23 protein-coding genes are annotated in these 19,252 nt (G+C 59.1%); 19 read left to right on the top strand and 4 right to left on the bottom strand.

Annotated features, from left to right (window positions below; translation table 11 throughout):
- Positions 1-2: 2 nt before the first annotated feature.
- The 11 genes from clsB (at position 3) to HEQ17_RS10995 (ending at position 7,367) form a co-directional block, all read left to right on the top strand.
- On the top strand, positions 3-1,229 hold the full coding sequence (gene clsB, locus HEQ17_RS11045; protein ID WP_296292797.1) for a cardiolipin synthase ClsB: 1,227 nt from the start codon (positions 3-5) through the stop codon (positions 1,227-1,229).
- Between the two features lie 84 nt (positions 1,230-1,313).
- A complete protein-coding gene (folE, locus tag HEQ17_RS11040; protein ID WP_296292796.1) occupies positions 1,314-2,042 on the top strand; it encodes a GTP cyclohydrolase I in 729 nt (242 codons plus the stop codon).
- A 4-nt stretch (positions 2,043-2,046) separates the two neighbouring features.
- Positions 2,047-2,469, top strand: a complete 423-nt coding sequence (locus tag HEQ17_RS11035; protein WP_296292795.1) for a BLUF domain-containing protein — start codon at positions 2,047-2,049, stop codon at positions 2,467-2,469.
- A gap of 4 nt (positions 2,470-2,473) precedes the next feature.
- Positions 2,474-3,289, top strand: a complete 816-nt coding sequence (locus tag HEQ17_RS11030) for a DUF429 domain-containing protein (RefSeq protein WP_296292794.1) — start codon at positions 2,474-2,476, stop codon at positions 3,287-3,289.
- Between the two features lie 126 nt (positions 3,290-3,415).
- Positions 3,416-3,919, top strand: coding sequence for a DinB family protein (locus HEQ17_RS11025; RefSeq protein ID WP_296292793.1), 504 nt, complete (start codon positions 3,416-3,418; stop codon positions 3,917-3,919).
- 18 nt (positions 3,920-3,937) lie between these two features.
- Positions 3,938-4,207: a BrnA antitoxin family protein gene (locus HEQ17_RS11020; protein ID WP_296293736.1), complete on the top strand. Its 270-nt coding sequence runs from the start codon at positions 3,938-3,940 to the stop codon at positions 4,205-4,207.
- Positions 4,208-4,296: 89 nt separating this feature from the next.
- The gene (locus HEQ17_RS11015; RefSeq protein ID WP_296292792.1) at positions 4,297-4,836 is read left to right on the top strand and encodes a cysteine hydrolase family protein; all 540 of its coding nucleotides are present in this window, start codon (positions 4,297-4,299) and stop codon (positions 4,834-4,836) included.
- 42 nt (positions 4,837-4,878) lie between these two features.
- Entirely contained in the window at positions 4,879-5,373 is a 495-nt protein-coding gene (locus HEQ17_RS11010; RefSeq protein WP_296292791.1) for a pyridoxamine 5'-phosphate oxidase family protein, read from the top strand.
- Positions 5,370-5,825 (top strand): GNAT family N-acetyltransferase, encoded by a 456-nt coding sequence (locus tag HEQ17_RS11005; protein WP_296292790.1) that lies wholly within the window; start codon positions 5,370-5,372, stop codon positions 5,823-5,825. Before HEQ17_RS11010 ends, HEQ17_RS11005 begins: the two co-directional genes overlap by 4 nt.
- Positions 5,826-6,008: 183 nt before the next feature.
- On the top strand, positions 6,009-6,398 hold the full coding sequence (locus HEQ17_RS11000; RefSeq protein ID WP_296292789.1) for a cupin domain-containing protein: 390 nt from the start codon (positions 6,009-6,011) through the stop codon (positions 6,396-6,398).
- 12 nt (positions 6,399-6,410) lie between these two features.
- Positions 6,411-7,367 (top strand): putative transporter, encoded by a 957-nt coding sequence (locus HEQ17_RS10995; protein ID WP_296292788.1) that lies wholly within the window; start codon positions 6,411-6,413, stop codon positions 7,365-7,367.
- 21 nt (positions 7,368-7,388) lie between these two features.
- Here the strand turns inward: HEQ17_RS10995 and HEQ17_RS10990 are convergent, their stop codons facing one another.
- Positions 7,389-9,074, bottom strand: coding sequence for a SulP family inorganic anion transporter (locus HEQ17_RS10990; RefSeq protein ID WP_296292787.1), 1,686 nt, complete (start codon positions 9,072-9,074; stop codon positions 7,389-7,391).
- Between the two features lie 244 nt (positions 9,075-9,318).
- On the opposite strand from HEQ17_RS10990, the gene HEQ17_RS10985 reads away from it, so the two are divergent.
- Positions 9,319-9,843, top strand: coding sequence for a thermonuclease family protein (locus HEQ17_RS10985; protein WP_296292786.1), 525 nt, complete (start codon positions 9,319-9,321; stop codon positions 9,841-9,843).
- Positions 9,844-9,946: 103 nt separating this feature from the next.
- On the opposite strand, the gene moeB is transcribed toward HEQ17_RS10985, so the two are convergent.
- The 3 genes from moeB to gpmA all read right to left on the bottom strand — a co-directional run bounded on the left by moeB (position 9,947) and on the right by gpmA (position 13,017).
- On the bottom strand, positions 9,947-10,705 hold the full coding sequence (gene moeB, locus HEQ17_RS10980) for a molybdopterin-synthase adenylyltransferase MoeB (protein ID WP_296292785.1): 759 nt from the start codon (positions 10,703-10,705) through the stop codon (positions 9,947-9,949).
- A gap of 26 nt (positions 10,706-10,731) precedes the next feature.
- Positions 10,732-12,180, bottom strand: a complete 1,449-nt coding sequence (locus tag HEQ17_RS10975) for a S41 family peptidase (protein WP_296292784.1) — start codon at positions 12,178-12,180, stop codon at positions 10,732-10,734.
- Positions 12,181-12,279: 99 nt separating this feature from the next.
- Positions 12,280-13,017: a 2,3-diphosphoglycerate-dependent phosphoglycerate mutase gene (gene gpmA, locus HEQ17_RS10970; RefSeq protein WP_296292783.1), complete on the bottom strand. Its 738-nt coding sequence runs from the start codon at positions 13,015-13,017 to the stop codon at positions 12,280-12,282.
- 116 nt (positions 13,018-13,133) lie between these two features.
- Between gpmA and HEQ17_RS10965 the strand changes: the two genes are divergently transcribed.
- The 7 genes from HEQ17_RS10965 (at position 13,134) to tldD (ending at position 19,083) form a co-directional block, all read left to right on the top strand.
- A complete protein-coding gene (locus HEQ17_RS10965; RefSeq protein WP_296292782.1) occupies positions 13,134-13,535 on the top strand; it encodes a rhodanese-like domain-containing protein in 402 nt (133 codons plus the stop codon).
- A gap of 35 nt (positions 13,536-13,570) precedes the next feature.
- A complete protein-coding gene (gene grxC / locus HEQ17_RS10960; RefSeq protein ID WP_296292781.1) occupies positions 13,571-13,831 on the top strand; it encodes a glutaredoxin 3 in 261 nt (86 codons plus the stop codon).
- 129 nt (positions 13,832-13,960) lie between these two features.
- On the top strand, positions 13,961-14,440 hold the full coding sequence (secB, locus tag HEQ17_RS10955; RefSeq protein ID WP_296292780.1) for a protein-export chaperone SecB: 480 nt from the start codon (positions 13,961-13,963) through the stop codon (positions 14,438-14,440).
- 27 nt (positions 14,441-14,467) lie between these two features.
- Positions 14,468-15,469: an NAD(P)H-dependent glycerol-3-phosphate dehydrogenase gene (locus tag HEQ17_RS10950; protein ID WP_296292779.1), complete on the top strand. Its 1,002-nt coding sequence runs from the start codon at positions 14,468-14,470 to the stop codon at positions 15,467-15,469.
- Between the two features lie 12 nt (positions 15,470-15,481).
- On the top strand, positions 15,482-16,663 hold the full coding sequence (gene rodA, locus HEQ17_RS10945; protein ID WP_296292778.1) for a rod shape-determining protein RodA: 1,182 nt from the start codon (positions 15,482-15,484) through the stop codon (positions 16,661-16,663).
- Positions 16,660-17,547 (top strand): NAD(P)-dependent oxidoreductase, encoded by an 888-nt coding sequence (locus HEQ17_RS10940; RefSeq protein WP_296292777.1) that lies wholly within the window; start codon positions 16,660-16,662, stop codon positions 17,545-17,547. Before rodA ends, HEQ17_RS10940 begins: the two co-directional genes overlap by 4 nt.
- A gap of 75 nt (positions 17,548-17,622) precedes the next feature.
- Positions 17,623-19,083 (top strand): metalloprotease TldD, encoded by a 1,461-nt coding sequence (gene tldD / locus HEQ17_RS10935; protein WP_296292776.1) that lies wholly within the window; start codon positions 17,623-17,625, stop codon positions 19,081-19,083.
- Positions 19,084-19,252: the final 169 nt, after the last annotated feature.

Raw genomic sequence — 19,252 nt, 5'->3', positions numbered from 1 at the left:
GCATGCGCAATAGCCCGCCCTTGCGAGACGGTCATCAGATTCACCTGATTGAAGGTGGCCAAGCCTATTTTGAAGCGTTGATTTCGGCTTTGGGGCAGGCCAAGTCGCAAGTCCACATTGAAACCTATATTTTTGACTTCCATGGTGCTGCAACCCTGGTGGCTGAGGCCCTGGAGCGAGCAGCCTCGCGTGGAGTCCGCGTGCGGGTGGTGGTTGATGGTGTGGGCACATCGGGTCTGCCGCCCGAGTGGCGGGCGCGTTTTGCGCGTGCCGGGGTGGACTGGCGCGTGTATTCTCCCTTGGGCACTTGGGGCTTGTTGATCCCCAGCCGTTGGCGGCGGCTACACCGAAAGCTGTGCGTGATCGATGGGCATCTGGCCTTTTGCGGGGGCATCAACATGCTTGACGATTGGTACGACCCGCACCACGGCCCCCTGGTTCAACCCCGACTGGACTTTGCCGTTTGTGCCAAAGGCACCTTGGTGCAGCAAATACAAGAGACCATGTCACAACTGTGGTGGCGAATTGAGGGAGTGCGGCATGTTCGGCAGCAACATTTTCCGGAGGCTTTCAGCTCGTTTCGGGCTGCGGGACTGCATTCGCCCTGGGGGCAAAGCGCCGAGCCGCCCAAAGAACTGCGGGTGACCAAAGCGGGGCTTTTGCTGCGTGACAATGTCCGCAATCGCAGTCAAATTGAACGCGCTTACCTGAAGGCCATCGGTGCGGCGCGGCATGAAATCGTGATCGCCAATGCTTATTTTTTGCCTGGTCGGCGCTTGCGCAAGGCCCTGATGCATGCGGCACAAAGGGGTGTACGGGTGCGCTTGCTGTTGCAGGGGCGCTATGAATATTTCATGCAATACCATGCAGCACGTCCGGTTTATGGAGTTTTGCTGGATGCAGGTATCGACATTCACGAGTACACCGCCAGCTTTTTGCATGCCAAGGTGGCCGTGGTGGACCCGGACAGCGACAGGCCCTGGGCCACGGTGGGTTCGTCTAACCTTGATCCGCTGAGCTTGTTATTGGCGCGGGAAGCCAATGTGGTGGTGGTCGACAAAGCCTTTGCACAGCAGTTGTACCAGCGCCTGAATTGGGCCATCGAGCAACAAAGCAAGCCGGTACTGGCTGCGGGCTATGTCCAAAGGCCTTGGCACCAAAGGCTGCTCGACCGGTTTGCGTTTGGCTTGATGCGTTTGGCCTTGTTCTTGAGCGGAAATCGGTACTGACCAGAAGTCACCCAAGCTCATCATGGGCGTTTCATGTCCATGTGGGGGTGCTTGCCAATCACTGTTACGATCATTGATATGTTAATGAAAGCCCCAGACGCCATGACTGCTTCTGCCGCCCCACCCGAAGACGAAGGCGTACCCGTTTCCGTCAAGATCCGCGAGCGCATCCAGGCTGCCCGCAAGCGCTTCCACGCCAACGACAACATTGCTGAATTCATTGAACCCGGCGAGCTGGAAAAACTGCTCGACGAGGTCGCCGCCAAAATGTCGGGCGTGCTCGACAGCTTGGTGATCGACACCGTCAACGACCACAACACCGGCGACACCGCCCGCCGGGTGGCCAAGATGTATCTGAAAGAAGTCTTCAAGGGCCGCTATGTTGAAGGCCCCGAGATCACCGAATTTCCCAACGCCGAGCACCTCAATGAGCTGATGATCGTTGGCCCCATCACCGTGCGCAGCGCTTGCAGCCACCACTTTTGCCCTGTGATCGGCAAGATCTGGATCGGTGTGATGCCCAATGAGCACACCAATGTGATTGGCCTGTCCAAGTACGCTCGCCTAGCCGAGTGGATCATGGGCCGCCCGCAGATTCAGGAAGAAGCCGTGGTGCAACTGGCTGACCTGATCCAGCGCAAAACCCAGCCCGATGGTCTGGCCATCGTCATGGAAGCGAGCCACTACTGCATGGGCTGGCGCGGGGTGAAGGACATGGACAGCAAGATGATCAACTCGGTCATGCGCGGTGCTTTCCTCAAAGACGCGAACCTGCGCCGTGAATTCTTGTCATTGATTCCCGGAAGGAGTTGACACCATGTTGGTCCGTTTGCTTTACGCCAGCCGCACCGTCGATCCTTGTCCTGAGACCATCGATGCCATCCTGGCTCAATCTCGTCAATTCAACCCGAGCAGCGGGATCACCGGCATCCTGTGTTATGGCGGCGGCATCTTTTTGCAGGCCATCGAAGGTGGGCGCAATGCGGTGAGCGATCTGTATGGTCACATCCAGAAAGATGCGCGTCACAAGGATGTGGTGCTGTTGCACTACGAAGAAATCTCTGAGCGCCGCTTCGGTGGTTGGACCATGGGCCAGGTCGACGCCTCGCGCGTGAACACCAACATCTTGCTCAAATATTCCGAGCGGGCCGAGCTGGACCCGTATAACGTGTCGGGCAAAGTTTCACTGGCCTTGCTCGAAGAGCTGATGGCCACCGCGTCCATCATCGGGCGCGCCTGAAAGCATGCAGCTCATTGGCTGCGACTTCTCCGGCAGCCCCAGCAAACGCAAACCCATCGTGCTGGCGCTGGGCCAAGCCCGGCAGGGCAGGGTGCTACTGCAAGGCCTGCAAACCTTTGACACGCTGACCGCCTTTGGCGAATGGCTGGCGCAGCCTGCCGACTGGGTGGGCGGCTTTGATTTGCCCTTTGGCCTGCCGCGAGAGCTGGTCGAAACCCTGGGCTGGCCCACCGACTGGGCCGCCTGCATGGACCATTACTACGCCTTGGAGCGCGCCCAAATTCGCGAGCAGTTTGCAGCCTTTTGCAACGCCCGCCCCTTGGGCGGCAAGTTTGCCCACCGCGCCGCCGACCGGCCCGCCGGCTCCAGCCCCTCCATGAAATGGGTCAACCCGCCCGTGGCCTACATGCTGCACGCGGGTGTGCCGCTTTTGCGCCAAGCGGGTGTGCACCTGCCCGGCTTGCACGCAGGCGACGCCCGCCGCGTGGCGCTGGAGGCTTACCCTGGCCTGCTGGCGCGCGAGGTGCTGGGCAACCGCAGCTACAAGAGCGACGACAAAGCCAAACAAACGCCGGAACGTCTGTTGGCCCGGCGCGAATTGCTGGGCGCACTGGAGCGCGGCCAGACCCGACTGGGCCTGCGCCTGGTGGCTAGCAACGCGCTGCTGGGCCGTCTGGCCGACGACGCCAGCGGCGACGCGCTGGATGCCACCCTGTGCCTGATGCAAGCGGCCTGGGCGCAGCAGCAGCACGAAGCCGGGCACCCGCAATACGGCTTGCCGCCGTGTGATCCGCTGGAGGGGTGGATCGTGACGGCATGAGGCGGCTTAGAACGCCGCCTTGGGCGTCGCCAAGGGTTGAAAGCAATACAATGTGATTCCTATTTTGGACTGGCCAATGTGCTCAGACCCCAATGAAATGGCATCACAAAGTGGAGACTTGTAGTCGTGAAAACCCTCCAATCGCTTTTTGCCCACAAGACCTGGGCCAACAACGAGTTGTTCAATGTGTTGGCCGATGTGGACACGCCAAGCCACACTGTCGCCCTGCATACGGCGATTCGCACCCTGAACCACATCTATGTGGTGGACAGCATTTTCCAAGCGCATTTGAGGGGCCAAGCCCATGGATTCAGCGCTACCAACACCGACGCCACGCCCGCATTGGCCGAACTTCACTTCAAAGTGGCGCAAACCGATGCCTGGTTCGAGGCCTATGCCGCTGGCTTGACGGCCCAGCAAGCGGCCGAGTCCTTGGCATTTCAATTCACCGACGGTGACGCTGGCCTGATGACGCGGGAAGAAATGCTCTTGCACATCATCACCCACGGCGCTTACCACCGGGGCAATGTGGGTCAAGTGCTCAAGTCGATCTCGGTCGCACCGCCGCGTGACCTGTACACGAAGTTTCTGCATGTGCATGAACCAGCCCGCCGCGCCGGACGGCTTTGAGGCCACCGCCATAAAGCGCTGAAAAAGAAACCAAATCCTCAAAAGTCAGACCAAGACAATCCCGAGTGGACATCCGACATGTTCAAGCAGCCAGTTCGTTTTGATGCGTTGCCACAAACATTGCAGGCCAAACTGCGCGGCTGTCCTAAAACTGCCAGCACCAAAGAGCGCATCACCATTCGCTTGTCGCCTGATGTCGTTGGTGCCTTTCGTGCAACGGGCCAAGGCTTGCAAACCCGTGTTGACGCTGCCTTGCGGGATTGGTTGAAGACGCATACGCAGGCTTGACTTCAGCGGGCATATTTTGGCCCGCCTTTTGGGCTTCCCTTTTTTTCAGGCCATCTGCTTTTTCCCTTTTGACCTCTACCAAATTACTTATGCAAACCGCCATCCTCGTCATCGATGTTCAACAAGGCCTGTGCGAAGGCCCTGATGCCGCGCACGATTGTCCCGGCACCATAGAGCGCATCAACGCGGTCACACACCGTGCACGCGTTGCAGGCGTGCCGGTGTTTTTCGTTCAACACGAGTCCAGTGCCGGCTACCTGGAGTACGGCAGCCCTGAGTGGCAATTGGCAACGGGCTTGCAGGTACAGGCCGGTGATCGGCGCATTCGCAAAACCACGCCAGACTCTTTCTTGCGCACAGGACTTCATGAAGCGTTGCAGGCCTTGGGTGTCAAGGACTTGGTGGTGTGCGGCATGCACACCGAGTTTTGTGTAGACACCACCACGCGCAAAGCCTTGGCCTTGGGTTATCCAGTGGTGCTGGTGGCCGATGCGCACACCTCGTCTGGCAATGCCGCCATCAGTGCTCAGCAGGTCATTGCGCACCACAACGCCACGCTCACCAACATCTCCAGTTTCGGCCCCAGGGTCACGGCCGTGGCTCACAGCGAGGTCTACTTTGAAGTCTGACCTGCTGCGTGATGTAGTGATCACAGTGAAGGTGGACTGTCTATGAGTCCTCTGCAGGCTACTTTGACGGACGCCGTTCGCGAAGCCGCTCACCGCAGTGTGCTGTGCTGGCTGGCCACGGTGGATGCCGAGGGTCAACCCAACGTCTCGCCCAAAGAAGTCTGGGCGATTGCCGACGACCAGCATGTGGTGGTGGCGCACATCGCTTCGCCCATCAGTGCGCGCAACATCGCGCAGCACCCGCAGGTGTGTTTGAGCTTTGTGGATGTGTTCGTGCAAAAGGGCTTCAAACTTTTGGGTACTGCGCGCGAGGTGCGTGCAACCGACGCCGAATTTTCGACCTGGGCCAAGCCGCTGCTGGCCATGGTGGGCCAGCGCTTCACCATCCAAAGCGTGTTGGTGGTTCATGTGAAATCCGTCATCGCCATCGTGGCGCCCAGTTACCGCTTTTACCCCGATGACACCACCGAGGCTTCGCAGGTGGCTTCAGCCATGCGAGCCTACAACGTCCAATCTGTAGAAAAGGAAAAAACATGATTTCAATCACCATCCGTCAAGCGGTGTTGGCCGACCTCGATGCCGTGGTCACCCTGTTTGATGGCTATCGCCAGTTTTATGGACAGCCCAGCGATGGCGTGGCTGCAAGGACTTTTCTGCAGGCGCGCTTTGAGCATGGGCAATCGGTGGTGCTGTTGGCTGAAGTACAAGGCCAAGCTGTGGGTTTCACCCAGCTTTACCCGAGCTTTTCTTCCGTGTCGATGGCGCGGGTGTTTGTGCTCAATGATCTGTTCGTGGCACCTACGGCCAGGCGCTTGGGCGTGGGCGAGGCTTTGTTGGCAGCCGCTGCCGACCATGCGCGCCAACTGGGCGCTGTGCGCTTGTCCTTGAACACGGATGTGCAGAACTTGCCTGCACAAGCCTTGTACGAGTCCATGGGCTGGGCGCGTGATCAAAAGTACTACGCATACCACTTGAGCTTGAATTCGTAAGGGCCAGGTGATCTGGGAAGATGCCCATCGGCACGCGTTGCCATGCCTGCAAGGGTGATGGACCCCGGGTCTTCGCCCGGGGTGACAGACAAAGGTTTCGCCCGTGCAGTGAATCAAGGTCACTTGGCCTTAGGATGGACATGATTGTTCAAATCAATTCGGCCAAGTTCACAGGTGATGCCCATGACAACGCAAGGTTTTGTGGTGACGCACGCCAAAGATGCGCAGTTCGAGCGCGGTCTGCGCTCGTTTTTTGAGTACCGTGATTTGGGGCTCAACCAGGCCACGCAGGGGCGTGTCACGGCCAGCGTGATCCGCGCCGCCGGAGGGCATGATTTTTCCAGCCAGCCGCATTTGCACCACACCGAGTTCCAGCTGGTCTATGTGCTCAAGGGCTGGATCGAGTTTGAATACGAAGGGCAGGGCGCGGTACGGCTGGAAGCGGGCTCGTGTGCGCACCAGCCGCCAGGCATCCGGCATCGCGAACTGGGGCACAGCGAAGACCTGGAATTGCTCGAAGTGGTGCTGCCCGCCGACTTCAAGACCGAGACGGTCGACAGCGTCAACCCCTGAACGAAAGAGCCCATGTTCCGCAGTTTTTTTCTTTCACGCCGCTGGGCCTTGTGGGCTTGGGGTGGCTTGTTGGTCTTGGTGGCGCTGGTGTTCATCACGGTGCAGCAGACCGTCAAGCTCAACGCCTGGTACGGCGAGTTTTATGACCTGTTGCAAAAGCCCGAGCAGGCCGGCGGGCTGGAGAAGTTCTGGGGCTTCATGTGGCAGTTTGCGTGGATTGCTTTTCCGTTCATGTTGCTGCGCAGCCTCGAGACGTATTTGGCGTCCCACTTCGCTTTTCGATGGCGTCAGGCCATGACCGAGGCGTACCTGCCGCGCTGGCAGGGCACCGATGCCAGCGTAGAGGGCGCTTCGCAGCGGATTCAGGAAGACTGCATGCGCTTTGCCCGCCAGACCGAAAACCTGGGACTGGGCTTGGTTCGTGCGCTGCTCACGCTGTTGTCCTTCATTCCGATTTTGTGGGCCTTGTCCGCGGGCATGGCGATTGCCTGGTTGCAGTTTGAGGGTTCGCTGTTTTGGGTGGCGCTGATCACGGCGCTGGGCGGCACCGTCATTTCGTGGTTTGTGGGCATACGCCTGCCAGGGCTGGAGTACAACAACCAAAGGACCGAGGCCGCACTGCGCAAGGACCTGGTGTTTGCCGAAGATGATCGCAGCCGCATGCATTTGCCCACGGTGCTGGAGTTGTTCACCGGGGTGCGGCTGAACAATTTCAGGTTGTTCAACCACTACGCCTACTTTCACCTGTGGAGCAATTTGTACAGCCAGATGATGGTGATCTTTCCATTCCTCTTGATGGGGCCATCGCTGTTCACCGGCTTGATCACTTTGGGGGTAATCCAGCAGGTGAGCAATGCCTTCAACAAAGTGAACGACGCCTTTTCTTACCTGATTGAGCGTTGGACCGACATCACCGAGCTGAGATCCATCTACAAACGCTTGTCGGAGTTTGAAAAAGCGCTGGCCTGAGGCCCGGACCTGCGTGGTCGATCAGATAGCGGCTGCGGCGATGTCGGCTGGAAGCGGTTCCAGCGCTTTGAGTGCCTGCAGGGCTTCTGCGTCGGTGCGGTAGAGGTTGATGTGCGGGCTCTCGCGCAGCTCGCCCGCCCGTCGCAAAGTCGTCTCCACCGGCAGCTTCATCCCACTGATGTGCAAGCTGATGCCCCTGCTGGCCAACTGACGGTGCAATTGGCCAAAGGTTTCCACTCCGGTCACGTCGATCCGGTTGATCGGCTGGGCAAACAGGGCCACATGTTTCACATCGGGGTGCTGGGCCAAGTGGTCGGTGATGGCACGGTCGAAGTCACGGGCCGCGGCAAAGTCCAGTTCGGCGTCCATGCGCAGCGCGTACAACTGGGGAGCCAAGGGCGGCAGTTTCCACAGATGCCGGTCGCGCAGGCTGCCATCGGGGTGCAGGCCCACTTCTATGATGCGCGGGTGCAAGCGGGTGTGCAAAAAGTGGCTCAGGCCCACCAGCACGCCGGTCATCACGCCCCAGTAAATGCGTGGTGCCGTGAGCAGGGTCATGGCAAAGGTAATGCCTGCTGTCATGGTCTCGATGCGGCCCACACGCCAGAGGTTGAAAAACTGGCGGGGCTGCAACAGGTTGAGCACGGCCACGATCACGGCAGCCGACATCACCGAGCGCGGCACAAATTGCAGCGCGGGCATGAGGATCAGCAAAGCCAACAGCACAAAACCTACCGAAGCCACCACTGCCCAGCCTGAGCGTGCGCCGGAATAGAGCATGAGGGCCGAGCGTGAAAACGAAGTGCTGGTGGCAAAGCTGCCCGAAAAAGCCGAGGCCAGCTTGGCCAACCCTTGGCTGAAGAGCTCGGTGCTGTCGTCCCAGCGCTTGCCATCGCGGCGGCATTCGATGCGGGCACTGGACGCCGTCTCCAGAAAGCTCACCAGTGCAATCACCATGGCGGGCACCCAAAGTTGGTTGAGGGTGTCCAGCCCCGGCCACTCGGGCCAGTAAAAGTCAGGCAGGCCCGAGGGCAGCAAACCCACCACCGCGCCGTGCTCCTGGTAATTGGTGGCATAGGCCAATGCCGACGCCATGCCCATCACGATCATGATGCCAGGCCATCGCGGCCTGAAGTGGCGCAGCAGCAGCAAGATGGCCAGACTGCCCAGCCCAAACCACGCCGGCCAGCCGCTGAGCCAAACAGGCCAGCTTTGCACATCCCAGCTCCAGGTTTTGACGCCCAGCAAGCCAGGCACTTGCGACGCCATGATGAGCAAAGACGCGGCTTGGGTGAAACCCATCATCACCGGGGCGCTGACCAGATTGATCAACCAACCGTAGTGGCCCAATCCCAGCAGCAGCTGAATGGCCCCCGACAGCAGTGACAACCACACCGCCAACGCCACCCATTCGGCGGAGCCAGGCTCTGCCATGCCCGTGAGAGACGCACCAATCAGCACACACGTGAGCGCTGCCGGGCCCACCGACAAGCGGTTGGCGCTGCCAAACAGCACGGCCAACAGCGCCGGGATCAAGCAGGTGTAAAGCCCGGTGACCAGCGGCATGCCCGCCAGGCCCGCATAGGCCACGGCTTGGGGAATCATCACCAGCGCCACCGTCAAACCCGCCACCACTTCGGTGCGGGCCAGAGTTGCGGTCAACCGCGGCCATTGGCGGAATGTCAAAAATCGTTGCATATCAGGCATGCCCGATCTTAGCCGCCGGGGCTTCAGCACTGAGACATGTCTTGGGCAGGGTAGTCCAGGCAGAAGTGGCGGAAGCTGTTTCTGGAGTTGCTTTGGATCGAAGACGTGTGCGTGTCTTTGGTGCAGGACTCAAAGGCTCTTGCTGAAAGCGAAAGTCAAGCCACAATGCAGTGGCTTGACTGACAATGTATGTCATCAATCATCCCCGCGTAATACCGTAATGCCCTTGTCTATATTCCAGCGTATGACTTCGATTGACGAGCTTTTTTTGTACAGGTTGGGTCGTTTGTTCAGCTTGACGCTGACTTTGGCACTGCCATGTGGAGGGCAGGCTGCTGAGGTCTGGACGGCTTGGGTGAGTTGGGTCATGGACGGCGACACGGTGCTCCTGGTGCGAGAAGGCCATCACGAGCCCGTCAAGTTGCGAATTCAAGGCATTGATGCCCCTGAGCCTTGCCAGCCCGGTGGGGCCGAAGCGCGCAGCGCGATGATTCAACTGGCGCTGCGCAAGTCGGTGCAGGTGCTGGATCATGGCCAGGATAGCTATGGTCGACAGATTGGGCGTTTGTCGGTGGACGGCGTGGACTTGGGGGCCGAGATGGTGCGCTCGGGTATGGCTTGGGCCTACAAGTTCCACACCGGCAAAGGCCTTTATGCAGGCTTGCAGCGCCAGGCACAAAAACAAAAAATAGGGGTTTTTGCAGCTCCTGGGGCTGCCATGCCACCACCCGTTTTCAGGAAATTCAACGGCACTTGCCATGGCGCTTGACAGTTTGCAGGGACTCGAAAGCGGGAGGGGCGTCCAAAGACGCTGGTAAGCTCCCTTGTGAGAGGCGGCCACCGGGGGCGAATGGTCGGTTCAGCAAATTCGATCAAGCCTGGCGGTGCGCCGCGCACACCGGACATGCCGCGTTGCGCTGCATGCGGATGTCGGTCCACGACAGTTCGCGCCCGTCGAGCATGAGCAAACGTCCAGCCATATGGCTGCCCATGCCGCTCAGAATCTTCAGGGCCTCGGCCGCTTGCACAGAGCCAATGATGCCTACCAATGGAGCGAAAACGCCCAGGGTGGCGCAGCGGGTTTCTTCGGGCTGGTGCTCGGGGGGGAAGATGCAGGCGTAGCAGGGCGCATCGGGCTGCGTGCTGTCAAATACCGAGACCTGCCCGTCCATGCGGATGGCTGCGCCCGAGACCAGCGGTTTGCGGTGCAGCACACAGGCCAGGTTCACGGCCTGGCGGGTTTCAAAGTTGTCGCTGCAGTCCAGCACCACATCGGCCTGGGCCACCAGGGTGTCCAGCAAGGCCGCATCGGCACGGTGGGTGATGGGGGTGACGCGCACATCGGGGTTGATTTGCGCAATCGCCGTGCGCACCGAATCGGCTTTGAATTGACCCACCCGATCCAGCGTGTGGGCAATTTGGCGCTGCAAGTTGGTGGCGTCGACGTGGTCGTGGTCGACCACGGTGATGTGGCCTACGCCTGCACTGCCCAGGTAGAGGCTGACCGGTGAGCCCAGGCCGCCTGCGCCGATGATGAGGGCGTGTGAAGCCAGCAGTTTTTCCTGCCCGTCGATGCCCAGTTCGTTGAGCAGGATGTGCCGCGAATAGCGCAGCAGTTGCGTGTCATCCATGGGCGGCGTCCGTCAGTTGCTGGCGATCAGTCTTTCTTCTCGACTTTGCGTTCGGCCAGTGTGGTGCTGGCTTTGACGGGCTGGCCTTTGAGTTGTTTGAGGGCCTGGGCCAGTTGGAAGTCTTTGTCCGAGCCGAATTCAGGCAGGCGACGTTCGGCGACCGGTTTTTTGGCGTCTTCTTCCAGCTTTTTCATGGCCTCTTCACGGGCTTTTTCGCGGGCGGGGTCTTTGGCTTCTTCGGCTTCTTTGCCGTTCAACAGGTGTTTGCCCAGGTCGGCTTCGCGGGTGCGCAGGGCGGCAAAGACGTTGCCTGTTTCGGTCTCGTCGAGCATCACGTCGGGCACGATGCCCTTGGCCTGGATGGCGCGGCCATTGGGCGTGTAGTAGCGGGCGGTGGTGATTTTGAGGGCGGTGTCAGGGCCCAACTGGCGCACGGTTTGCACCGAGCCTTTGCCAAAGGTCTGGCTGCCCATGAGGGTGGCGCGTTTGTAGTCTTGCAGGGCACCGGCCACGATTTCGCTGGCCGAGGCCGAGCCTTCGTTGACCAACACCACCAAGGGCACTTTTTTCAGGGCACCGCCCGTGGCCTGCGTCATGCGGGTGATGGGGTCGTTGTTGTTGTTGCGACGCCAAAACTGAGGTGATGCCTTGTAGGTGAACTTGCTTTCGGCCAACTGGCCGTTGGTGGTGACCACCGTGACGTTGTCGGGCAGAAAGGCGGCCGACAGGGCCACCGCAGCATCCAGCAGGCCACCCGGGTCGTTGCGCAAATCGAGCACCAAGCCCTTGAGCTGGGGGTCTTGCTTGTACATCTCTTCGATCTTGCGGGCGAAGTCTTCGACGGTGCGTTCCTGGAATTGCGAGACGCGGATCCAGCCGTAGCCGGGCTCGATTAACTTGGACTTGACCGATTGGGTCTTGATCTCTTCACGGATGATGGTGACCGGGAAGGTGCGGTTTTCGTCTTTGCGGAAAACGGTGAGCACCACTTTGGTTTTGGGCTCGCCGCGCATGCGCTTGACCGCTTCGCTGAGCGGCAGGCCTTTGAGCGGGGTGTCGTCGACTTTGGTGATCAGGTCGTTGGGTTTGAGGCCTGCACGGTCGGCGGGTGAGCCTTCGATGGGCGAAACGATCTTGACGACGCCGTCTTCTTGGCTGATTTCGATGCCCACGCCGACAAAGCGACCCGAGGTGCCTTCAGAAAATTCTTTGAAGGTTTTTTTGTCAAAGTACTGAGAGTGGGGGTCCAAGCTGGCCACCATGCCGGAGATGGCTTCAGTGATCAGTTTTTTCTCGTCAACCGGTTCGACGTAGTCGCTTTTGACCATGCCAAATACGGCGGCCAGCTGCTGCAGTTCTTCAAGGGGAAGGGGGGCCATGTTGCCGCGCGCCACAGTTTGCAGCGACATGGTGGTGAGGGCACCAGCCAATGCGCCCACGCTGAGCCAACCGGCGATCTTGAGTTTGTGTCCCATTTTGCGAGTGCGTGTGCAGTGAAGTTCGAGCCAATATACACCCGCAAGTCCCGCGCCGTGGGGCTGGGTGTGTAATTTCCTGTAAAGGGCCTTGTGCGGTCAGGTTTTACCTTGGCTGGCCACGGCAGCAGCGGCTTGGGCGGCGGCTTCGGCGTCGCCCAGGTAGTAGTGGCGAATGGGCTTGAGGTCGGCGTCCAGCTCGTACACCAAGGGGATGCCGTTGGGGATGTTCAGGTGCACGATGTCGGTCTCGGAAATGCCGTCCAGGTACTTGATCAGGGCGCGGATCGAGTTGCCGTGCGCGGTGATCAGGACACGCTTGCCCGCACGGATGCTGGGGGCAATGCTGTCGTTCCACGCTGGCAGCACGCGCGCCACGGTGTCTTTCAGGCATTCGGTCAGGGGCACCAATGCTGGATCGGGGTAGCGGCGGTCGCTGCGTTCGCAGCGGGGGTCGGTCGCTTCCATCGCGGGTGGGGGTGTGTCGTAGCTGCGACGCCAGACCAGCACTTGCTCGTCACCGTATTGCTTGGCCATGTCGGCTTTGTTCAGGCCTTGCAGAGCGCCATAGTGGCGCTCGTTGAGGCGGTAGTCTTTCACCACGGGCAGCCAGGTGCGGTCCATTTCGTCCAGGGTGTACCAGAGGGTGTGGATGGCGCGCTTGAGCACCGAGGTGTAACACAGGTCAAAGTCCCAGCCTTCAGCTTTGAGCAGTTTGCCTGCCGACATGGCCTGACTCACTCCGGTTGGAGTCAAGTCCACATCGGTCCAGCCAGTGAAGCGGTTTTCCAGGTTCCAGGTGGATTCACCATGGCGGATCAGAACGAATTTATACATGGGGAAAGTGGGCACTGAAGGGGGTTGTAACAAGGGTTATGCCCGTCATTTTAGAATCCGTGTTGGCAGGCCTTTGATCAGGCCTTTGTTTTTTTGCCTCAAAAAAGGGCTGATTCGTGAACTTTCTCCTAGAAAACTGGATGTTGCTGGCCATGACATTGGCCTCGGGTTTGGCATTGTTGATGCCTGTGTTGAAGAAGGGTGGCGGTCTGGATCCGCAGGCCATGGTGCAACTGATGAACCGTGAAAAGGCGGTGGTGATCGATGTGTGTGAACCCGATGAATTCAGCCGTGGACATGTCATTGGTGCCAAAAATCTGCCTTTGGCCCAAGTCAATGATAAATTGCCCCAATGGGTGAAAAACAAATCCACGCCTGTGATCATGGTTTGTCAAGTGGGTGCGCGTTCTTCTCGTGCTGCTGCAGTGGCGCGCAAACTGGGTTATGAAAACGCCCACTCCTTGTCTGGCGGCCTTCGAGCCTGGGTGGCAGCCAGCATGCCCACAGAAAAAGCCTGATTCTTCCCATGTTTTCCATCACCTGAGGTTCTGACATGCAAACCGTCAAGATGTACACCACAGCCGTTTGCCCTTATTGCACACGTGCCAAGCAAATTCTCAAGGCCAAAGGGGTTGAGCGCATCGAAGAAATTCGCATCGACACCGATCCTGTCCAGCGCGAGTACATGATGCAAGTCACGGGTCGCCGGACGGTGCCCCAGATTTTCATTGGATCCACCCACGTGGGTGGCTGCGATGATTTGATGGCGCTTGATGCTCAAGGAGGTTTGCAAAACCTGCTTCAGGCGGCCTGAGAGAAGCCTGTTTTACCCGCCTGAGCCGGTTTCATTGGACGTGAATCGGGATCGCCTTGCCCCCATAATCACTGTTTCATTTGACTCGGCATTTGTCCGCAGCTCCTTTTACTTTTATAAAGATTGACCATGACCGACACCTCAGTAGCTCAAAACAGCGAAACCCCAGCGCCTGTTTTCCAGATCCAGCGCGTGTACCTCAAGGAAGCCTCTTTGGAGCAGCCTAATTCACCCGCCATCATGCTCGATCAGCAGCAGCCCAACGTGGATATTCAGTTGGGTGTTGAGGCTATGCCTTTGGCTGATGGTGTTTTTGAAGTGTGTGTCACCGCCACAGTGCACACCAAAATTGCAGACAAAACTGTTTTTTTGGTTGAGTGCAAACAAGGTGGAATCTTTGAAATCCGCCATTTGCCCGATGACCAGATGGGCCCTGTGATGGGCATTGCCTGCCCGCAAATCGTTTACCCCTATTTGCGTGGCAGCGTGGCAGATTTGATCACCCGTGCTGGCTTTCCGCCCGTGCATTTGACAGAAATCAATTTCCAGGCCATGTACGAGCAGCAGCAATTGCAACAAGCACAACAAGCCTCTTCGCTGTCTCAGTAAGTCCACAGAAGTGGACCGAAACCCGTGATGCACACCCTATTGATCGGTGCCGGTGCTTGGGGAACGGCTATGGCTATGGCAGCGTGCCGTCATCCTGCGAGTCACCAAGTGACGCTGCATGTTCGGGACCTTTCGCAAGCAGCCTCCATGCAACAGACGGGAATGAACGCCCGGTATTTGCCCGGCATTGAGTTGCCGAAATCTCTGCGTATTTCATCCGAGCCCTTGTCCGAATTGTTGTACGCGGATGGCAAGGACCGGTTGTTTGTGGTGGCCACGCCCATGGCAGGTTTGAGGTCTGTCTTGACTTTTCTGGCGGATGTGGATGCGCCTCTAGTCTGGCTTTGCAAGGGATTTGAGGCTGGCACGGGTTTGATGCCGCATGAAGTCCAGAATCAAGTGGCTCCCGGGCTTAAGGCGGGTGTCCTGAGTGGTCCCAGTTTCGCCTTGGAGGTTGCCCGCGAGCAGGCAACCGCATTGGTTGCGGCCAGTCCCCATGCCATGGTGCGCGATGCCATGGTGCGAGCATTTCACAGTCCTTCTTTGCGGATTTATGCCAACCAGGACATGGTCGGTGTGGAGGTGGGGGGAGCGATCAAAAATGTCTTGGCGATTGCTACAGGTTTGTGTGACGGCTTGAACCTTGGCCTGAATGCGCGGGCTGCCTTGATCACGCGTGGACTGGCTGAGATGACCCGTTTGGGCGCAGCTTTGGGGGCGAAAAGCGATACGTTCATGGGCTTGTCTGGACTGGGTGATTTGGTTCTGACGGCAACTGGCGATTTGAGCCGTAACCGCAGAGTTGGTTGGTTGTTGGCCCAGGGCCAGACTCTGGAGCAAGCCGTTGCATCTTTGGGGCATGTGGCCGAGGGTGTCTACAGTGCTCGAACCGTCATGCAAAGGGCCTGTCAGCTGGGTGTGGACATGCCTATCACTGCAGCCGTGGTGGCTCTGCTCGATGGGGCGTGGACCGCTCAACAAGCGGTGCAGGCCTTGATGGGGCGGGGACCCAAAGGCGAGTTCGCCTGAACTTTCGCGCACATGACTGCTCGTCAACCACCTCTGTCCAAAGGTCTTGTTTTCCAGAGGCCTGCCTTGGCTCAGCAGCTGTGGCGTTGGTTTGCGGGTTTCGATGGCCCCTTGGCTGTGGGGGTGGCCTTGTTGGTCGGATTGGGCCTGTTGGTCATGTATTCCGCAGGTTTTGACCATGGTACGCGGTTTGTGGACCATGGCCGCAACATGCTGATCGCCAGCGTGATCATGGTGCTGGTGGCGCAAGTTCCACCATCAAAAATGATGGCGTGGGCATTGCCGATTTATGCCGTGGGCGTGTTATTGCTGGTGGCGGTGGCGCTTTTTGGCATCACCAAAAAGGGTGCGACCCGTTGGGTCAACCTGGGTGTGGTGATTCAGCCCAGTGAGATTCTCAAGATTGCTCTGCCCTTGATGCTGGCTGCCTGGTTTCAAAAACGCGAGGGGCAGTTGCGAGCTTTTGATTTTGCAGTGGCGTACTTGATTTTGCTCGTCCCTGTCGGCTTGATCTTGAGGCAGCCTGATCTGGGTACCTCTTTGCTGGTGATGGCGTCAGGTTTGGCCGTGATTTTTTTTGCGGGTTTGAGATGGCGCTGGATTTTGCCCCCTTTGATTTTGGGTTTGGGCGGCATTGTGGTTTTGGTGATCATGGAGCCCAGCTTGTGCCAGCCCGGAGTGGATTGGCATGTTTTGCACGAATACCAGCGACAAAGGGTTTGTACTTTGCTAGATCCTGGTCGGGATCCGCTTGGCAAGGGCTTCCACATCATTCAGGGCATCATTGCAATAGGTTCTGGGGGCCTTTGGGGTAAGGGCTTCATGCAAGGGACGCAAACTCACCTTGAGTTCATTCCTGAGCGAACCACGGATTTCATTTTTGCGGCTTTTGGGGAGGAGTTCGGGCTGGTGGGGGGCTTGGTGTTGTTGGCATGCTTTTTCTTTCTGATTTACCGAGCTCTGGTCATTGCCATGCAAGCCCCCACCTTGTTCAGCCGATTGTTGGCGGGCAGCATGGCCACCATCTTTTTCACCTATGCATTTGTCAACATGGGGATGGTCAGCGGAATCTTGCCTGTGGTTGGCGTGCCCTTGCCTTTCATCAGTTATGGGGGTACAGCCATGGTCACCTTGGGTTTGGCATTGGGGATTTTGATGTCGATTGCCAAGTCCAAACAACTGGTGCAAACATGAAGGGGCTGTTGCCGGTGGTGATCGTGGGGGTGGGCAATATGGGGGGTGCCATGGTGTCCCGTTTGTTGGAATTGGGATGGGCGGTTGGTGTCCGTGACATCGATAAGTCGGCGCAGTCGCAGGCGGTGGCTTGTGGGGCTGTGCCTTCTTTGTCTCCTCGCCATGCAGCCAGCATGTTGTCAACCGATGGCATGTTCCTGACAGCGGTGGTGGATGCCGCGCAAACCCAAACAGTTTTGTGGGGCAGTGAAGGCGCAGGGCCGGAACTCAAACCGGGTCAAACCGTGATGTTGTGTTCCACCTTGGGTCCGAAAACGGTTCAAGACCAGGCCGAACGCCTGATGCAGTGTGGGGTCGAGTGCATCGATGCCCCCATGTCCGGGGGGCCTGTGCGGGCCCAAGAGGGCACCATGAGTTTGATGGTGGCGTGCTCCGATGCGGTGTGGCAGCGCAGCCAGAAGCTGTTGACCGCCTTGAGCCAGCAAGTTTTTCGCGTGGGACCCCGCGCAGGAGACGGCGCCCGCACCAAGCTGGTCAACAATTTGCTGGCTTCGGTGAATCTGGCGGGCGCTGCCGAAGCCATGGCCTTGGCCGAGCGTCTGGGGCTGGACCCTGCCGCCACGTTGTCGGTCATTGAAGCCTCTAGTGGCCAAAGCTGGATTGGCTCGGACCGGATGCGCCGGGCTTTGGCGGGGGATTTCGAGCCCCGTGCCCACGTCACGTTGCTGGCCAAAGACACGGGCTTGGCGGTGCAGGCCGCTGACGATGTGGCTTTTGATCCCCCTTTGGGTCGTTTGGCGCGAGACTTGTTTGCACAAGCCCTTGGGCAGGGTTGGGCCGATCTGGACGATGCGGCCTTGCTCAAACTCATGCGCCAGCGCTGAAGCCGCGGCTTGCCGCAGACATCGGGGGCTGTCCGGTGTGGGCAAGGGTCTTGATCCGTGCCTACAATGGGCCTCATGATTTCACGCGAACCCACCATTGAACGCTTGGCCACGGCCAAGTCCCTGTTGCTTGACCCGTTTGGTCTCGACGAATCCCATCTGACTCAGGCCCTGAACGCCATCAAGGCGCACGCGGTCGATGACGCCGATCTGTACTTCCAGTACACCCGCTCTGAAGGCTGGAGTCTGGAAGAGGGCATCGTCAAGACCGGCAGCTTCAGCATCGACCAGGGCGTGGGCGTGCGGGCTGTGTCGGGCGAGAAAACCGCCTTTGCCTACTCAGATGACATTTCCGAAGCTTCCTTGATGGACGCGGCCATGACGGTGCGTTCCATTGCGTCTGCCGCGCAAAACAAGCGCATCAAGGTACCAGCGCGCAAGATTTCTGCCAGCCGTTCGCTCTACCCCGCGCTGGACCCGATGTCCACGCTGGACAGCACGGCCAAAGTGAGCTTGTTGGGCCATGTCGAAAAAATCGCCCGTGCCAAAGACCCCCGCGTGGTGCAAGTCATGGCAGGGCTGGCCACCGAATACGACGTGGTCATGGTGGCCCGTGCCGATGGCACGCTGGCGGCCGATGTGCGCCCCCTGATCCGCCTGTCGGTCACCGTGATCGCCGAGCAAAATGGCCGCCGCGAAGTGGGCAGCGCCGGCGGCGGTGGCCGCTTTGGCCTGGCCTATTTTGACGACGCCATGGTCGAAAGCTATGTGCAAGAAGCCGTGTCGGCCGCGCTCATCAACCTCGAAGCTCGCCCTGCGCCTGCAGGCGAGATGACCGTGGTGTTGGGCAATGGTTGGCCTGGCGTGTTGCTGCACGAGGCCGTGGGCCATGGGCTGGAGGGCGACTTCAACCGCAAGGGCTCGAGCGCTTTCAGCGGGCGCATCGGTCAGCGCGTGGCCGCCAAGGGCGTCACCGTGCTGGATGATGGCACCATGGCCGACCGCCGGGGCTCGCTGAATGTGGACGACGAAGGCCACGCCAGCCAAAAGAATGTCTTGATCGAAGACGGCATTTTGCGCGGCTACATCCAAGATTCGATGAATGCTCGCCTGATGGGTGTCAAGCCCACGGGTAATGGCCGACGAGAAAGCTACGCCCATGTGCCCATGCCGCGCATGACCAACACCTACATGTTGGGCGGCGACAAGAGCGCCGAAGAAATCGTGGCCAGCATCAAAAAAGGTCTATACGCGACCAACTTCGCGGGTGGACAGGTTGACATCACCAGCGGCAAGTTCGTGTTCTCGGCCAGCCAGGCTTATTGGGTGGAAAACGGCAAGATCCAATACCCCGTCAAAGGCGCGACCTTGATCGGCAGTGGCCCCGAGTCGCTCAAGAAGATCAGCATGATCGGCAACGACATGAAGCTCGACTCGGGTGTGGGCACCTGCGGCAAAGAAGGCCAGAGCGTGCCGGTGGGCGTTGGTCAGCCGACCTTGCGCATCGACGGCCTGACGGTGGGCGGGACCGCGTGAGCAATGCCCAAGGGTTTGCCCTTGAGCTGGCCTGTCAGGAACCGTCATCCAGCTGTGATACATTGAACCCCATGTCCTCGCGCATCGCTTTTTACTTTTTTTATTTTTGGTTCTCAGTCCCCGGCGGACGAGAGGCGAGCGCATAAGCACCCGAACATCTCGACACACA

Source organism: Limnohabitans sp. (assembly GCF_023910625.1).
In the GTDB taxonomy this organism is placed as follows: Bacteria; Pseudomonadota; Gammaproteobacteria; order Burkholderiales; family Burkholderiaceae_C; genus Limnohabitans_A.
The sequence above is the reverse complement of the archived record's forward strand: the minus strand, read 5'-3'. Positions and strand labels throughout refer to the sequence as shown.